General features: G+C 70.2%; 13 protein-coding genes. 6 read left to right on the top strand and 7 right to left on the bottom strand.

The features are described from left to right. Positions 1–2 precede the first annotated feature (2 nt). The 5 genes from AC0IYU_RS17000 (at position 3) to AC0IYU_RS16980 (ending at position 6,373) form a co-directional block, all read left to right on the top strand. Positions 3–911, top strand: a complete 909-nt coding sequence (locus AC0IYU_RS17000) for an amidohydrolase family protein (protein ID WP_472119167.1) — start codon at positions 3–5, stop codon at positions 909–911. 18 nt (positions 912–929) lie between these two features. After that, positions 930–1,925: a Bug family tripartite tricarboxylate transporter substrate binding protein gene (locus AC0IYU_RS16995; protein ID WP_472119164.1), complete on the top strand. Its 996-nt coding sequence runs from the start codon at positions 930–932 to the stop codon at positions 1,923–1,925. A gap of 7 nt (positions 1,926–1,932) precedes the next feature. Further along, positions 1,933–2,916 (top strand): D-2-hydroxyacid dehydrogenase, encoded by a 984-nt coding sequence (locus AC0IYU_RS16990; protein ID WP_472119161.1) that lies wholly within the window; start codon positions 1,933–1,935, stop codon positions 2,914–2,916. 36 nt (positions 2,917–2,952) lie between these two features. After that, the gene (locus tag AC0IYU_RS16985) at positions 2,953–3,951 is read left to right on the top strand and encodes a tripartite tricarboxylate transporter substrate binding protein (RefSeq protein ID WP_472119158.1); all 999 of its coding nucleotides are present in this window, start codon (positions 2,953–2,955) and stop codon (positions 3,949–3,951) included. Between the two features lie 109 nt (positions 3,952–4,060). Continuing rightward, a complete protein-coding gene (locus AC0IYU_RS16980) occupies positions 4,061–6,373 on the top strand; it encodes a glycoside hydrolase family 3 N-terminal domain-containing protein (protein ID WP_472119156.1) in 2,313 nt (770 codons plus the stop codon). A 47-nt stretch (positions 6,374–6,420) separates the two neighbouring features. On the opposite strand, the gene AC0IYU_RS16975 is transcribed toward AC0IYU_RS16980, so the two are convergent. The 6 genes from AC0IYU_RS16975 to AC0IYU_RS16950 all read right to left on the bottom strand — a co-directional run bounded on the left by AC0IYU_RS16975 (position 6,421) and on the right by AC0IYU_RS16950 (position 13,497). Beyond that, positions 6,421–7,938 carry a YadA family autotransporter adhesin gene (locus tag AC0IYU_RS16975; protein WP_472119154.1) on the bottom strand — a complete coding sequence of 506 codons (1,518 nt, stop codon included), beginning with the start codon at positions 7,936–7,938 and terminating at the stop codon, positions 6,421–6,423. Between the two features lie 40 nt (positions 7,939–7,978). Then, positions 7,979–10,231 carry a phosphocholine-specific phospholipase C gene (locus AC0IYU_RS16970; RefSeq protein ID WP_472119151.1) on the bottom strand — a complete coding sequence of 751 codons (2,253 nt, stop codon included), beginning with the start codon at positions 10,229–10,231 and terminating at the stop codon, positions 7,979–7,981. A gap of 90 nt (positions 10,232–10,321) precedes the next feature. Next, positions 10,322–10,525, bottom strand: a complete 204-nt coding sequence (locus tag AC0IYU_RS16965) for a hypothetical protein (RefSeq protein ID WP_435483500.1) — start codon at positions 10,523–10,525, stop codon at positions 10,322–10,324. 181 nt (positions 10,526–10,706) lie between these two features. After that, positions 10,707–11,705 (bottom strand): phosphonate ABC transporter, permease protein PhnE, encoded by a 999-nt coding sequence (gene phnE / locus AC0IYU_RS16960; RefSeq protein ID WP_472119148.1) that lies wholly within the window; start codon positions 11,703–11,705, stop codon positions 10,707–10,709. Further along, positions 11,702–12,535, bottom strand: a complete 834-nt coding sequence (gene phnC, locus AC0IYU_RS16955) for a phosphonate ABC transporter ATP-binding protein (RefSeq protein ID WP_472119145.1) — start codon at positions 12,533–12,535, stop codon at positions 11,702–11,704. The genes phnE and phnC overlap by 4 nt, the downstream gene beginning before the upstream one ends. A 17-nt stretch (positions 12,536–12,552) precedes the next feature. Continuing rightward, a complete protein-coding gene (locus AC0IYU_RS16950) occupies positions 12,553–13,497 on the bottom strand; it encodes a phosphate/phosphite/phosphonate ABC transporter substrate-binding protein (RefSeq protein ID WP_472119142.1) in 945 nt (314 codons plus the stop codon). A gap of 137 nt (positions 13,498–13,634) precedes the next feature. Between AC0IYU_RS16950 and AC0IYU_RS16945 the strand changes: the two genes are divergently transcribed. Further along, positions 13,635–14,534: an HAD-IIA family hydrolase gene (locus AC0IYU_RS16945; RefSeq protein ID WP_472119139.1), complete on the top strand. Its 900-nt coding sequence runs from the start codon at positions 13,635–13,637 to the stop codon at positions 14,532–14,534. On the opposite strand, the gene AC0IYU_RS16940 is transcribed toward AC0IYU_RS16945, so the two are convergent. After that, positions 14,471–15,357: MurR/RpiR family transcriptional regulator (locus tag AC0IYU_RS16940; RefSeq protein WP_472119136.1), on the bottom strand; the 887-nt coding region annotated here is incomplete at its 5' end. The two genes, AC0IYU_RS16945 and AC0IYU_RS16940, sit on opposite strands and share 64 nt — an antisense overlap.

The raw sequence follows: 15,357 nt of genomic DNA, 5'->3' as shown, positions 1-15,357 counted from the left end.
CCATGACCCGCCCCTGCCTGCCGCCCCACGACGCCTTCGCCCCTGTCACGTTCACGCCGCCGCCCGGCGCCTGCGACAGCCACGCCCATGTCTTCGGCCCCTACGACCGCTTTCCGCTGGCCGACGACCGCAGCTACACGCCCGCCGAGCATCCGGGCGCGGCCTTCATCGCGCACCTCGACCGGCTGGGGCTCACGCGCGGCGTGCTCGTCACCGGCAGCGCCAGCGGCACCGACAACGGCGCCGTGCTCACCGCGCTCTCGCAATACCCGCAGCGCCTGCGCGGCATCGCCGTACCGCAGGCCGACACCACCGATGCCGAGCTCGACCGCTGGCACGCAGCGGGCATCCGCGGAGTGCGCGTCAACCTGTTCAAGCGCGACGGCCATGCCGTGTACCGCAACGGCGTGGGCATCGAAGTGCTCGAAGCGCTGGCGCCGCGCATTGCCGGGCGCGGCTGGCACGCGCAGATCTGGATCCACGCGCCGGACCTGATCGAGCTGGCGCCACGCCTGCAGCGCCTGGGCCTGCCGCTGGTGATCGACCACATGGGCCGCATGGCGGCGCTGCGCGGCGTGCATGACGAAGGCTTTCGCACGCTGTGCCGGATGCTGGCCGAGGGCAATGCCTGGACCAAGATCTCGGGCGCCGACCGCAACACCGGCATGGGGCCGCCCTACGCCGACATCGACCCCTTCGCTGCCGCCCTGCTGCAGGCCAACCCCGGGCGCGTGGTGTGGGGCAGCGACTGGCCGCACATCAACTACTTCGAGGCTGCGCAGGTGCCGGACGACGGCGCGCTGCTGAACCTGCTCGCGCGCTGGCTGCCCGACGAGGCGCTGCGCAGGCGCGTGCTGGTCGACAACCCGGGCGTGCTGTACGACTTTCCCACCGGGCGCCCCGCTACGTAACCCTTCGAGGACAGAACAATGACACGAGACAAAGACACCTTGCTCCCCCGCCGCCGCCTGCTCGGCACGGCCGCGTTGCTGGCCACCGGCCTGGGCGCCTTGCCCCAGGCCCGCGCGCAGGCGGCCTATCCGTCGAAGCCGGTGCGCGTGGTCGTGGCCTTCACGGCGGGCGGCACTACCGACATCCTGGCGCGCGCGGTGGCGCAGAAGCTGGGCGAGAAGTTCAAGCAGTCGTTCATCATCGACAACAAGCCCGGTGGCGGCGGCAACATCGGCACCGAGTTCGTGGTGCGCGCGCCCGCCGACGGCTACACGCTGATCGTCAATTCGGTCGGGCCGATGGCGGTCAACCAGACGCTCTACAAGAACATGAGCTACGACCCGCTTGCCGACCTCGTGCCGGTGGTGCAGATCGCCGACGTGCCCAACGTGCTGGTCGTGCACCCCGATCTGCCCGTGAAGACTCTGGAAGAGTTCATCGCCTACGCCAAGGCCAACCCGAACAAGCTCAACTACGGCTCCACCGGCGTGGGCACCTCGTCGCACCTGTCGAGCTTCATGCTGAGCAAGCGCGTGGGCGCCGAGACACTGCACGTGCCCTACAAGGGCGCCAACGCGCTCAACGACCTGCTCGCGGGCCGGGTGCAGTTCATGTTCGCGACCATCCCCTCGGTGATCGCGCACATCCAGGCCGGCAAGCTGCGCGCCATTGCGGTGAGCAGCCCGAAACGCTCGCGCTCGATGCCCGACGTGCCCACCGTGGCCGAGAAAGGCTTTCCCGGTTTCTCCGCCGGCTCGTGGTTCGGGTTCTTCGCGCCCAAGGGCACGCCCGGACCGGTGATCGCACTGCTCAACACCTCCGTGAACGAGGCCCTGCCGTCGCTGCAGGCGCAGATGATCCGCGAAGGCGCCGACCCGATCGGCGGTTCGCCCGAGCAGTTCGGCAAGTTCGCGCGCAGCGAGTATGAAAAGTGGAAGCTGATCGTGCACGAATCGGGCGCGACGGCCGAATGAAACACCCATGACGGACAGCGCCCCCCTTCGCATCCTGCTCTCCCCCGGCGCGCAGCGGCAGACCGCCGCCGGCCTGCGCCACGCCCTGGGCGGCCGTGCGCACACGCTCGTGGCCCTCGGGGAAGACGCCGACGTGGCCTTCGTCTCGCGCGACGTCACCGGGCTGTCGACCAAGAACAGCGTGCTGCCGCACACCAAGGCCTTTCACGACAGCCTGCGCCACGCGGCCTCGCTGCGCTGGGTGCACGCGCATTCGGCGGGCGCCGACCGGCCCGTGTACGGCGAGCTGCGCGCGCGCGGGGTCGAGGTGACCACGTCGTCGGGCGCCAACGCGGGCGTGGTGGTGCAGAGCGCGCTGGCCGGCGTGCTGATGCTGGCGCGGCAGTTTCCGCAGTTGCTGGCGGCGCAGCGCGCCAGGACCTGGGCGCCGCTGATCGGCACGACGCAGCCGCGCGACCTCGCGGGACAGACCGCCGTGGTGGTGGGCTGGGGCCCGATCGGGCAAGGGCTGGGTGCGTTGCTGGCGGCGCTGGGCCTGCGCGTGGTGGCGGTGCGCGGCAGCGACGCCCCCGCCGCTGCGTCGGCGCAGCACAGCGTGCCCTTCGAGCGGCTGCACGAGGTGCTGCCACAGGCCGACTGGCTGCTGCTGGCCTGCCCGCTGAGCGAGCGCACGCGCGGCCTGGTCGACGCGGCGGCGCTGGCCGTGCTGCCGGCCGGCGCGCGGCTGGTGAACGTCGCGCGCGGCGAGGTGGTCGACGAACCCGCGCTCATCGGGGCACTGCAGGGCGGCGCATTGGCCGGCGCCTTCCTCGACGTGTTCGCGAACGAGCCGCTGCTGCCCGCGTCCCCGCTGTGGGACTTGCCGAACGTGATCGTCACGCCCCACACCGCCGGCCACTCGGACGGCAACGAAGGGCGCGTGGCCGCCATCTTCCTGGACAACATGAGGCGCTGGTGCGCGGGCGAAGCGCTCGTGAACCGGGTCGCCTGACAACGCCTTCCTCACAACAACACGCAGACAAACCCGATGAACACCCCACGCCCCCGATTTCTTCGCACCGGCCTCGCCGCGCTGTTCCTCGCCGCGGCGGCCTCGTGCGCCGTTGCCGCCGATCCCGCCGATGCCGCCGCGTGGCCCACCAAGCCGATCACCCTCATCGTGCCCTTCGTGGCCGGCGGCACCACCGACATCGTGGCGCGCACTTTGGGCCAGAAGCTGTCGGAGTCGCTCAAGCAGCCGGTGATCATCGACAACCGCGGCGGCGCGGGCGGCACCGTGGGCGCGGGCATCGCGGCCAAGGCGCCGGCCGACGGCCACACGCTGTTCCTGGCGACCATTGCGCATGCGATCGCGCCGGGCCTCTACAAGCGCCTGCCCTACGACTTCCAGCGCGACTTCGAGCCGGTGGCGCTGGTCGCCTCCACGCCCAACGTGCTGATCGTCAACGAGAAGGTGCCCGCGAAGACGGTCGCCGAACTCGTGGCCTACATCAAGGCGAACCCCGGCAAGGTCAACTTCGGCTCGGCGGGCAACGGCAGCACCGAGCACATCTCGGGCGAGCTGTTCCGCTCGATGACCAAGACGGACATCACGCACGTGCCCTACAAGGGCGGCGCGCCGATGATGGCCGACCTGATGGGCGGGCAGATCCAGATGGCCATCGAGACCAGCCCCTCGGCCTCCCCGCACATCCGCGCCGGCAAGGTCCGCGCGCTGGCGGTCACCACCCGGTCGCGTTCGCCCGCCTACCCCGGCGTGCCCACGCTCGACGAGGCCGGCCTCAAGGCCTACGACATGACCACCTGGTTCGCCCTCATGGCGCCGCACGGCACGCCGCCCGCACTGGTGCAGCGGCTGAATGCCGAGGTGGCCCGCGCGCTGGCGCAACCCGACGTGGCGAAACGCTTCGAAGAACAGGGCGTGACGGCCGGGCGCATGACGCCCCAGGAACTCGCCGCCTTCGTCGGCACCGAGACCACCAAGTGGGTGAAGGTGGCCAGGGAGTCGGGCGCCACCGCGGAGTGATCCCGGCACGGCGCACAGCGCGCCGCGCGGCACCGCCGGAGAAGGCCTGCGGGCGACGCGGACGCCCGCCGAACCCCGTCGGCCGGCGTTGTCTGCAGAATAGAGCGCCATGCACGTTCGAATTCCGGCCTTGACGGGCTCCGCCTCCGTTCTTCTCTCCCTCGCGCTTTTTCTTCCTCCCGCTTCCGCCGCGCCCGCCACGCCGGTCGCGGCGCCTGCCGCAGCGGACGTCGCGAATGCGGCGCAAACGCCCGATGCCCGCATCGAAGCGCTCATCGCGCGCATGACGACGCAGGAAAAAGCCGGCCAGCTCAGCCTGTACGGCCCCGCCGACATCGACACCCCCAACAACCCCCAGGCCGGCTGGCGCAACGCGCAGCAGGAAACCGCCGACGTGCGCGCCGGCCGCCTCACGGGCCTGTTCAACAACGCGGGCCTCGAAGGCAAGCGGCGGCTGCAGCAGATTGCGGTGAACGAAACGCGCCTGGGCATTCCGCTGATCTTCGGCGCGGACGTGATCCACGGCTTTCGCACCATGTTCCCGATGCCGCTGGCCGAGGCCTCCAGCTGGGAGCCCGCGCTGGCCGAGCGCACCGCGCGCGCGGCGGCGGTCGAGGCCACGGCCGACGGCTTCCGCTGGACCTTCGCGCCCATGGTCGACATCGCACGCGACGCGCGCTGGGGCCGCGGCCTCGAAGGCGTGGGCGAAGACGTGTACCTGGCAAGGCAGTTCGCCGCCGCGCGCGTGCGCGGCTTCCAGGGCCCCGACCTGTCGCGGCCCGACGCGATGCTGGCCACGCCCAAGCACTTCGCGGCCTACGGCGCGGCCGAGGGCGGGCTCGACTACAACGTGAGCGACATCTCCGAACGCACCCTGCGCGAGGTGTACCTGCCGCCGTTCCGCGCGGCGCTGGACGCCGGCGCGCTGTCGGTCATGAGCGCGTTCAACGAAATCGGCGGCGTGCCCTCCACCGCCAACCCGGCGCTGCTCACCGGCGTGCTGCGCGACGAGTGGAAGTTCAAGGGCTTCGTGGTGTCCGACTACACGGCCGACGAAGAACTGGTGGAGCACGGCTACGCCGCCAACCCGCGCGAAGCCGCCAAGCAGGCCTTCATGGCCGGCACCGACGTGAGCATGCAAAGCGGCCTGTACATGCGCTACCTGCCCGACCTGGTGGCCTCGGGCGAAGTGCCGATGGCGCGGCTCGACGAGGCGGTGCGCCGCGTGCTGCGCGTGAAGATGAAGCTGGGCCTGTTCGACGACCCCATGCACGGCCTGGACGGCCCGCCCGCCGCGCAGCGCGCCGAGAACCCCGCGTTCATCGAGCTGGCCCGCGAGAGCGCACGCCGTTCCATCGTCATGCTGAAGAACGACCGCATGCTGCTGCCGCTGCCCAAGGCCGGCACGAAGATCGCGCTGGTCGGCCCCTTCGCCGAAGGCACCATCGACCTGATGGGCGCCTGGAGCCTGTTCCCGGGCCAGTCGGCGCCGGTGGGCATCGACCAGGGCCTGCGCAACGCGCTGGGCGCCGATTCGTCGGTGACGGTGGTGCGCGGCTCGGGCATCGAGAGCGCGCTGCCCGGCGGCATCGACGCCGCGGTGGCCGCCGCGCGCAATGCCGACGTGGTGCTGCTGGCCGTCGGCGAGAGCCAGAAGATGTCGGGCGAGGCGCGCTCGCGCAGCGACATCGGCCTGCCGCAGGCGCAGCAGGACCTGGCCGAAGCCGTGGCCGCCACCGGCAAGCCGGTGGTCGTGCTGCTGAGCAACGGCCGCGCCATGGCGCTGAAGGGCGCGGTGCGCAATGCGCGCGCCATCCTGGTCACCTGGTTCCTCGGCGTGCAGACGGGCAACGCCATCGCCGACGTGGTGTTCGGCGACTTCAATCCCTCGGGCCGCCTGCCCGTGAGCTTTCCGCAGACGGCGGGCCAGGTGCCCTACTACTACGGCCACAAGCGCACCGGCCGGCCCACGCCGGAGAACGCACCCGAGACGGCCTTCAAGGCGCGCTACGTGGACGCCACCAACGAGGCGCTCTACCCCTTCGGCTTCGGCCTGGGCTACGCGCCGGTGCGCTACGACAGCGTCGAGCTCAGCCAAGAGCGCATGACCCTGTCGGACACCCTGCGCGTGCGCGCCACCGTCACCAACACCGGCCAGCGCGAGGCCGAGGAAGTGGTGCAGCTCTACATCGCCGAGCGCGCCGCGAGCGTGACGCGGCCGGTGCGCGAGCTGAAGGGCTTTCGCAAAGTGACCATCGCGCCGGGCGCCTCGCAGCAGGTGGAGTTCACGCTCACGGCCGACGACCTGAAGTTCATCGGCCGCGACATGAAGCCGGTGGTCGAGCCCGGCGAGTTCGACGTGTGGGTGGCGCCCTCGGCTGCGGGCGGCGTCCGCAAGCGCTTCGTGCTCACACGCGACTGAACACGCGTGCTTTTGACGCGCGCGACTGACGCGCGCGCGGCCCAGGCTCAGTCGAACACGCCCGTGAACGCCACCCGCGTCACCACGCCCGAGCTGGTGGCACCCACGCCCAGCGTCACGCTGTAGCGGCCGTCCTGCGAGGTCTGGCGCAGCGAGCCGCCCAGCGCGCTTTCGCTGCGGTAGTTGCCCAGCCCGACGGCGTAGCTCAGCTTGCCCGGCACCATCGGCGCCGCTTCCATGGCGGCCACGCCCGCAATGCCCGCGTAGGCGCGGCGCGCGTTGTCGTCGATCTGGCCCTGCAGCCGCGCGGCCGTGATGTCCGTGTAGGCCTTGCCCAGCGGCCCGCCCTGCGCGGCGACGGTGTCGGTGTAGGCGTTGGCCGTGGCCACGCCGTCCTGCACCATGCCCTGCACCTGGCCCACGTTGGTTGCGTCGGTGGCTGCGCTGCCTGGCGCGACGCCCGTGAGCTGCCGGTTGCCCAGCGCCACCTCGCCCACCGACGACTGCACGCCCGCCAGCCCGATTGCCGTGTACGCGGCCTGCGCGCCGCGCGTGGTCGCGCTGCCCGCGCCCAGCGCAACGCTGTTGGCGTGCGCGGCCGTGGCGTTGCTGCCGAGCGCGACGGCGTTGTCGGCGCTGGCGCGCGACGACGTGCCCAGCGACATGCTCTGGCTCGCATTCACGTAGGCGCCCGCGTCGTTGCCGAGGGCGATGTTGCCGTCGCCGCTCACATGCTGGCCTGCGCCGTTGCCTTGCGCCACGTTGCCGTTGCCCGTCACGCCCTGGCCGGCCGCGTTGCCGAACGACAGGTTCTGGCTGCCCTGCACGCCGCCGCCGGCGGCCTGCCCCATCGCGAGGTTGTTGTTGCCCGACACGCCCGCGCCGGCCTGCTGGCCCGACGACTGGTTGCCCGAACCGGTCACGCCAAAGCCTGCGCCCTGCCCCGACGCGATGTTGTTGCTGCCCTTGACGTTGTTGCCCGCGCCGCTGCCGTAGGACTGGTTGGCGTTGCCGGTCACGTTGATGCCGGCGCTGGTGCCGTAGGCCTCGTTGTCCGAGCCGGTGACCTGCTGGCCGGCGTTGCTGCCGAGCGTGTTGTTGCGGCTGCCGGTCACGTTCATGCCCGCGTTGGTGCCCGTGGCGTTGTTGTCCGAGCCCTTGACCGTGCTGCCTGCATGAAAGCCGGTGGCATTGTTGTGATTGCCCGTTACGTTGTCACCCGCGCTGCGGCCGAACGACTGGTTCCAGCCGCCGACCACGTTGACGCCGGCCTGGTAGCCGATGGCCTGGTTGGCGTTGTCGCCGCTCACGTTCGACCCGGCGCCGTCGCCGATGGCCAGGTTGTAGTTGGTGCTGACGTTGTTGCCCGTGTTGGTGCCCAGCGCCTGGTTGTTGGTGCCGGTGACGCCGGTGGTGCCGGTGCCGGTGCCGATGCCGAGGTTGGACTTGGCCGGGTTCCAGGTGATGGTCTGGGCCCGGGCCGCGGGCATGAGGCCCGCGCCCGAGCCGAGCGCAACGGCCAGCCCGAGCAGGGCTGCGCCGCGCGTTGTGCGCTTTTGCTTCATGGTTCTCTTTGTTGTTGTCGTTGTCGTGGCAGGCGCCGCGTCAGGCCGCCAGGTGCATCGCCATGGCCGGGTCGCTCACGCTGGGCTTGCCGGTTTCGACGCGGCCCGAGAAACGGCGCTCGAAGTCGGCGGCGCTCACGGTGAAGTCATACCAGTGGCCGCTGTCGTCCAGGTTCCAGTGCAGCATGCCGGTGGCGCCCGCGGCCACGTCGAGCGACCAGGGGCCGTCGGTGCGGTAGGCGTTGGCCTTGACCGACACCGTGCCGCCCGCGGTGCCGGTGTTGTGCACCTTCACGTAGACCTGGCCGTTGGCCGGCTCGTAGCAGACCTGCACTTCGGGCTTGAACCCCGCCGCATCGGTGGCCAGCGCGTCGCCCTTGAAGGTGCGCACGTAGCCGTTGGTGCTGTACACCCACAGCTCGTACTTGCCGCTGTCGGTGTCGCCGGAGTTCCAGTAGTCGGTGAGCTGCTTGCCGGCCTCCACGGTGTAGCGGCGCGGAATGCGGTCCAGGTGCAGCTTGTCGTACACGTGGTACACGGCGCCCTGCGTGCCGGTGTTGGCGAAGATCAGCGACACCAGGCCGCGCGGCTCCACGCGCGCGCTGGTGTGCAGCTCGTAGGGCAACGCGCGCGAATAGCGCGTGCCGGTCTCCTGGAACAGCGGCTGCGGCGTGGCGGGCGCGGTGGTCACCGGGCCCGTGGGCAGGAGCCGTTGCGCCGCGTTGATGGCAAGGTAGGTGCTGGTGTCGGGCAGCGCGGGCACCACCGGGTTGTTCGGGTTCACGAAGTCGAAGCACGACGTGAGGTCGCCGCACACCGCGCGATGCCACGGGCTCACGGCGTCCACCGTGATGTCGAAACGCTTCTCCAGGAACATGGCCATCGAGGTGTGGTCGAACACCTGCGAGTTGACCCAGCCGCCCTTGCTCCACGGCGAGACCACGTACATGGGCACGCGCGAGCTCAGGCCCCAGGGGCGAATCTTGCCGCTGGTGGTGTCGGCCGCGTTCAGGTAGGAGCCCGCGGCGACGTCGAAGTACTCGCCGTCCAGCGGCACGGTCGACTTGCCCATCAGCACGCCGCTGGCGTCGTACGACGGCACGGCCGGCATTGCCAGGTGGTCGAAGAAGCCGTCGTTCTCGTCGAAGGTGACGAAGAGGGCCGTCTTGCTCCACACCGCCGGGTTGGACGTCAGCGCGGCCATCACGTCGGAGATGAAGTCGGCGGCGCCGGCCACGCCTTCGCTGCTGCCGGGGTGCTCGGCCAGGGCCTGCGTGGGCAGAACCCACGAGACCTGCGGCAGGGTGTCGTTCATCACGTCCTGCTTGAGCTGCGCGAGGAAGTTCACGGCGCCGTCGGCCGCCGCGGGGCCACCCGTCAGGCCGTGTTCATAGATCGGCGAGCCCGGCTGCGCGGTGCGGAAGCTCTCGAAGGCCAGGCAGCCGTTCATGGCGCCCGTCCAGTTGTTGTTCATGTTCTGGTAGATGTGCCAGCTGATGCCTGCCCTTTGCAGCACGTCGGGCAAGGTGTCCCACTTGAAGGAGTTGTTGACGTACTTGTAGTTGTAGGCACTGGTGACGGGGTCGGTCTGGCCGGTGCCGTCGGCCTTCTGCGCCCTGCCCGCGACCCAGTTGGAAGGGCTGGGCCAGCAGCGCGAGTTGACGGGCTCGGAGTCGGTGTCCGTGCTGTTGATGCCCCGCTTGCGCAGCTCGGGGTTGAAGTTGGAGCCCGACCAGAACACCACGCGGTTCGGATCGGTGCCGGTGAGGATGGAGCAGTGGTAGCCGTCGCACAGCGTGAAGGCGTCGGCCAGCGCGAACTGGAACGGAATGTCCTCGCGAAGGTAGTGGCCCATCGTCACCTGGTTCTTGAACTGGATCCAGCGGTCCATCTTTCCCTGGTTCCATGCGCCTTGCATGTCGGGGAAATTGTGCGGCGCGCCGGAGCCGATCAGCGCATTGGCAACCGTCGAGTCGCGGCGGAAGGGCTGGATGTCGGGGCCGCCGACGGTGGGGTTGGGCTGGTAGTACACCGGCTTGCCGCTGGCCAGCGGAATCGGGAAGCGGTCACCGAAGCCGCGCACGCCTCGCAGGGTGCCGAAGTAGTGATCGAAGCTGCGGTTCTCCTGCATCAGGATCACGACGTGCTTGATGTCCTTGATGGTGCCGGTGTCGACCGCGGCCTCGACCGCAAGGGCCTTGCGGATCGCGGGCGGCAGCATGGTGAGGGCCGAGGCCGCGCCGACGGCGCTGGCCGTCTTGCGGAAGAAGTCGCGACGGTTGGTGTGGTTCATGGCAGTCTTTCAACGCGAGGACAGAAAGGGAGAAAAGGGGGGGACGAAGCGGAAGGTGCGGGAGGCGTGCGAGCAGGCAGGCTGCCCGCCTCAGGGCGCGCACTTCAGCACGGGTGCCGGCTGGCCGGGTTGCTGCGGCGTGGTGGCCGGCGGCGGGCTGCCACCGGGCGGCAGCACGGGCACACCGCCACCGCTGCCCCCTCCCCCACCGCCGCACGCGGCGAGGCCCAGGCACAAGAGGAAGCCGGCCGCGGCCGAAGCGAAGAGGCCATGCCGGGAAGCACGTGGAGTCATGACAGGTTCCTTTGATCGAGAAGAAGACGGAAGACGTGGAGCGAACGGGAGTCGGAAAACAGGCGAACGGGGGCCGCGCAGCCCCCTTGCGGGGTTGCACCGGCTTCGAGAAATCAGGGGTGTGGCGCGCCGGGCGAACCCACGGCGTGGGCGCCCGCGCCGCGCCGCGCAGGGTCAGGGCTCAGGCATAGCGGCTGCGCAGGCGCGCTGCGAGGCGGTCGAGCACCAGCACGGTGAGGAAGATGGCGATGAGGATCGTGCCGACGTGCGCGTAGTTGTACATGTCGTAGCGCCCCTTCAGTTCCTGCCCGATGCCGCCGGCGCCCACCAGCCCCACCACGGTGGCCATGCGCACGTTGCGGTCGAGCACGTACAGCGTGTAGGCGATGAACTGCGGCATCACCTGGGGCAGCACCGCGAAGCGCATCACCTTCAACCTGTTCGCGCCGATGGCGCGCAGGGCCTCCTGCGGCTTGTCGTCGGCGGTCTCGATGTCCTCCGCGTAGAACTTGCCGAGAAAACCTGCCGAGTGCAGTGCCAGGGCCAGCACCCCCGCGATGGGACCGAAGCCGTAGGCCAGCACCAGGAACAGCGCGCTCACGAGCTCGGGCACCGCGCGGAACATGCCGACCAGGCTGCGCGCCAGCGTGTACACGACGCGGTTCGGCGTGTAGTTCTTCGCGCTGCACCAGGCCAGCGGTGCGCTCAGCAGGATGGCCAGCAGCGTGGCCCAGATGGCGATCTCGAAGGTCTCGAGCATCTTCACCGCCACGTGCCAGAGATAGCCGAAGGGCTCCACCAGCACTTCTTGGCTGTCGACCCGCTCTTCCATCTGCAGCGTCTGCGGGTTGAGCTTGGGCTCGCGCGTCTCGACCGTTTCCACATGCGAGAACCACGGCAGCCGGTTGCGGTCGAAGCCCTCGATGCGCGCGGTCTCGGTGCGCTCGGACACCTGCGGTGGAAAGAGCGAACGCGCGATGGTGCCCAGCCCCGACAGCACCTGCGAGTGTTCGCGCAGGCCGACCGCCGCGAGCACGCCTTCGCCGGTGAGCGACAGCATGCGGCCCATCTCCACGCGCTGGCCGGCGAAGAAGCCCGCCACCAGCACGAGCAGCAGCACGGCAAGGCTGCGCGCGCCGTAGGGGCGCGGCAGGTTCCAGGCGGATGCGGGGCGGCTCATTGCGCGAGCTCCAGCACGCCTGCGCGCAAGGGCAATGCGGCTTCGGGTTCCATGGTCAGCCCCTCGGGCCGCGCGGCGTGGACGGCGTGGGCGGCGTCGGCGGTGCGGCCGTAGACCGCGTCGAACACCCGCGGATCGAAAGCGCCGGGCACCCCGTCGAACACCACCGCGCCGTGGCGCAGCGCGACGATGCGGTCGGCGAACTCGCAGGCCAGCTCGATCTGGTGCAGGCTGCACAGCACGGTGGTGCCGCGCTCGCGCGCCTGCCGGCGCAGCAGCGACAGCACGTCGTGACTCGTCCGGGGGTCGAGGCTGGCCACGGGCTCGTCGGCCAGCACCAGCGGCGGGTCGAGCATGAAGGCGCGCGCGATGCCCACGCGTTGCTGCTGGCCGCCCGAAAGCTCGCTCACGCGGCGCAGCAGGTGCAGCTCCTGCAGGCCGACCGCTTCGACCAGCTCGCAGGCCTTGCGGCGTGCGTCGTCGGAAAACAGACCCAGCAGCGCGCGCCAGGTCGGCATGGCCGGCAGTGCGCCGGCGAGCACGTTCTCGGCCACGGTGGAGCGCAGCACGAGGTTGAACTGCTGGTGGATCATGCCGATGCGCGGGCGGATGCGGGCCAGCGAACCGTCCGCGATGCGCACGCCCTCGACCTGCACCGCGCCCTGCGTGGGCTTCACCAGCCCGTTGGCCATGCGCAGCAGCGTCGACTTGCCCGCGCCCGACGAGCCCAGCACCACGCAGAACTGACCCGCGGGCACCTGCAGCGAGACGCCGCCGAGCGCCTGCGTGCCGTCGGCGTAGCGCATGGCGACCGATTCGAAATTCAGCATGGCGTGCCTTGCCCCGCTCAGCGCTGCGCGGCCTTGGCCAGGATGCGGCCCTTCAGCTCGTCGGTGAGCAGGCCCAGCTTCTCGGCCGCGACGTTGAACTCGTCTTCCGAGAACCTGGTGTCGTAGCCGTCGATCTTGCCGCCGCCGTAGCCGCGGATCATGTCGGGCGTGATGCCGGGGGCCTTGTTCACGGTCTGGAAGGCGTCCTTCAACTTGGCCTTCAGCGGCTCGGGCAGCTTCGAATTGAGCGCGAGCGGCGGGTACGGAATGGCCATGCTCTTCGCAATGACCTTCACCGTCTTCGGATCGACCGCGCCCTGCTTCACCGCCTTCTCGTACGAATCGAACGAGAGCGAGGCCACGTCGACCTGGTCCTGCACCAGCGCGGCCAGGCTGCTGGCGTGGCTGCCGGTCATGCGGATGGCCGAGAGGTCGCGCGCCGGGTCCATGCCCGCGTCCATCAGCATCGCGACCTGGAAGGTGAAGCTCGACGCCGAGTTGACGTCGCCGAAGGCCACGCGCTTGCCCTTCACGTCGCCGATGGAGGCGACGGGCCCGTTCGCCTTGGCGAACATGCCGGCGTAGTACACCGAGGCGCCCTTCTCCACCCCCACGGCCAGCAGCTGCGCGCAGCCGCGCTTGTGGGCCTTCACATAGGCCACGGGGCCGAAGAAGGCGATGTCGGCGAGCTGGTTGCACATGCCCTCGACCACGGCGCCGTACGACTGGCCCACCTTCAGGTCGAAGTTCAGGCCCGTGGTGCGCGTGATGGCGTTGAACACCGGCGCGTAGTCGGCCTTGGTGCCCGACTCGGTGCCGCCGTCGGCCGGAATCAGCAGCACGCGCAGCGGATGCTCGCGCGAGCCGTCGGCCACCGACTGGGCATGCGACGGGAGGGAGAGTGCCGCGGACAGCGACACGGCGGCGGCGGCCGTGGTCGCAAGGGCGATGAGCTTTTTCATGGGGTGTTTCTTTCGTTTCGAGGCGGTGTTCGGGAGCCGATGCCCGGAACTTTAGAAAACGAAGATGACAAGCAAATGAAATTTACTCATTCCAAATTCAATAAAACACTGAGCAATGTTCAATACAATCCGCCGCCATGAGCAACAACCCCAAGACACCAGGGACCGCCGCGGGCCATGACCGCCGAGGCAGCGTGGTCACCGATGCCCGCCTGGCGCGGGCCCGCCACCTGCTGGTCGACCTCGACGGCACGCTGGTGCGCCAGCAGGAGCCCATTGCGGGCGCGGCCGAACTGCTGGCGCATTTCGACGGGCGCTACGCCATCGTTTCGAACAACTCCACGCACACCGCGCCGGGCCTGTCGCAACGCCTGCGCCGGCTCGGGCTGCGCGTGCCGCCCGAGCGCATCGTGCTGGCTGGCGAGCTGGCCGTGCGGCAGCTGGCGCGCGAACACCCCGGCGCCCGCGTGCTGCTGGCCGCGAGCCCGGCGCTGCAGCGCTTCGCGCGTTCGCTGGGCTGCCAGCAGGTGCAGGCCGATGCCGACTTCGTGCTGCTCGCGCTGGACATGCACTTCAGCCACGCGCGGCTCGCGCTGGTGGTGAACGAGCTGCTGCGCGGCGCGCGCCTGGTCGTGAGCAATGCAGACGCCACCCACCCCGGCCCGCAAGGCCGCGTGGTGCCCGAGACCGGCGCGCTGCTCGCGGCCGTGGTCGCGGCCAGCGGCGTGCAGCCCTGGCGCGTGATCGGCAAGCCCGCGCCGCTGCTGTTCGAGGAAGGCCTGCGCTGCCTGGGCGCGCGCGCCGAAGACACGGTGGTGGTCGGCGACAACCCGCTCACCGACGCCGAGGGCGCCGCGCGGCTGGGCATGGCGTGCGTGCTGGTGGGCCAGGCGAGCGGCGCGGTCGCGCCGTCGGTGGCCGCGCTGCTCGCCGAGCCCGCGGAGACCGCCGCAGCCCGGTCCCCGTCTCCGTCTCAGTACCGCTTGAGCGACAGCACGTCGAAGGTCTGGCGCAGCGTGCGCACCGAGGTGTCGTAGTCCGACAGTGCCAGGCAGGCGATCAGCACGTCGATGATCGCCAGCTGCGCGAGCCGGCTCGTCATCGCCTCGGTGCGAAAGTGGGTCTCTCGCGCCATGGTGAACAGCAGCACGTCGGCATAGGCCTGGATCGGCGACTTGCCGAAATTGGTGATGCACACCGTCGACGCGCCCGCCTCCTTGGCCAGGCGCGTGGCCGTCACCGTCTCGTGCGAGCTGCCCGAATGCGAGATGGTGAGCACGGCCGTCTTCGCATCGGTGAGCGAAGCGCTGATGGCCTGCACGTGCGAGTCGACCGCCAGCTTCACGTTCAGGCCGATGCGCAGCATGCGGTAGTGCGCGTCTTCCGCGATGGTGGCCGAGCTGCCGATGCCGTAGACCTCGATGCGCTCGGCCTTGCGGAACAGCTTCACCGCGCGCTCCATCGCCTTGGCGTCGAGCGTGGCCTCGGTGTCGTGCAGCGTCTGCACGTTGCTCTGGAAGATCTTGCGGATCACCGCCGTGGCGTTGTCCTGCGGGTCGAGGTCTTCATGGATGAACTGCACCGGCCGCACCAGTTCCTGCGCGAGCGCGATCTTGATCTGCTGGAAGCCGGTGGCGCCCAGGTTCTTGCACAGGCCGACGATGCTGCCTTCGCTGGAGCCCGTGCGCTCGGCCACCTCGCTGACCGACATGTGCACCACCTCGCGCGGGTTCTTGACGATGAAGTCGGCGATGCGCTGGCCCACCGGGCCCAGCGACGACCACAAGGCCTGGATGCGCGCCAGCACGGCGGACACCTGGACGTCGGGGCCTTCGGAGGCGGGGGCGGAAGGGGTTGCGG

It is taken from the genome of Variovorax sp. AC103 (assembly GCF_979254005.1).
This window is presented reverse-complemented; position numbering and strand designations above follow the sequence as displayed.

What these genes read in the sequence shown, in the direction of transcription:
- AC0IYU_RS17000 (WP_472119167.1), top strand. Translation starts at nt 3, where the DNA reads ATGACCCGCCCCTGCCTGCCGCCCCACGACGCCTTCGCCCCTGTCACG.
- AC0IYU_RS16995 (WP_472119164.1), top strand. Translation starts at nt 930, where the DNA reads ATGACACGAGACAAAGACACCTTGCTCCCCCGCCGCCGCCTGCTCGGC.
- AC0IYU_RS16990 (WP_472119161.1), top strand. Translation starts at nt 1,933, where the DNA reads ATGACGGACAGCGCCCCCCTTCGCATCCTGCTCTCCCCCGGCGCGCAG.
- AC0IYU_RS16985 (WP_472119158.1), top strand. Translation starts at nt 2,953, where the DNA reads ATGAACACCCCACGCCCCCGATTTCTTCGCACCGGCCTCGCCGCGCTG.
- AC0IYU_RS16980 (WP_472119156.1), top strand. Translation starts at nt 4,061, where the DNA reads ATGCACGTTCGAATTCCGGCCTTGACGGGCTCCGCCTCCGTTCTTCTC.
- AC0IYU_RS16975 (WP_472119154.1), bottom strand. Translation starts at nt 7,938, where the DNA reads ATGAAGCAAAAGCGCACAACGCGCGGCGCAGCCCTGCTCGGGCTGGCC.
- AC0IYU_RS16970 (WP_472119151.1), bottom strand. Translation starts at nt 10,231, where the DNA reads ATGAACCACACCAACCGTCGCGACTTCTTCCGCAAGACGGCCAGCGCC.
- AC0IYU_RS16965 (WP_435483500.1), bottom strand. Translation starts at nt 10,525, where the DNA reads ATGACTCCACGTGCTTCCCGGCATGGCCTCTTCGCTTCGGCCGCGGCC.
- phnE (WP_472119148.1), bottom strand. Translation starts at nt 11,705, where the DNA reads ATGAGCCGCCCCGCATCCGCCTGGAACCTGCCGCGCCCCTACGGCGCG.
- phnC (WP_472119145.1), bottom strand. Translation starts at nt 12,535, where the DNA reads ATGCTGAATTTCGAATCGGTCGCCATGCGCTACGCCGACGGCACGCAG.
- AC0IYU_RS16950 (WP_472119142.1), bottom strand. Translation starts at nt 13,497, where the DNA reads ATGAAAAAGCTCATCGCCCTTGCGACCACGGCCGCCGCCGCCGTGTCG.
- AC0IYU_RS16945 (WP_472119139.1), top strand. Translation starts at nt 13,635, where the DNA reads ATGAGCAACAACCCCAAGACACCAGGGACCGCCGCGGGCCATGACCGC.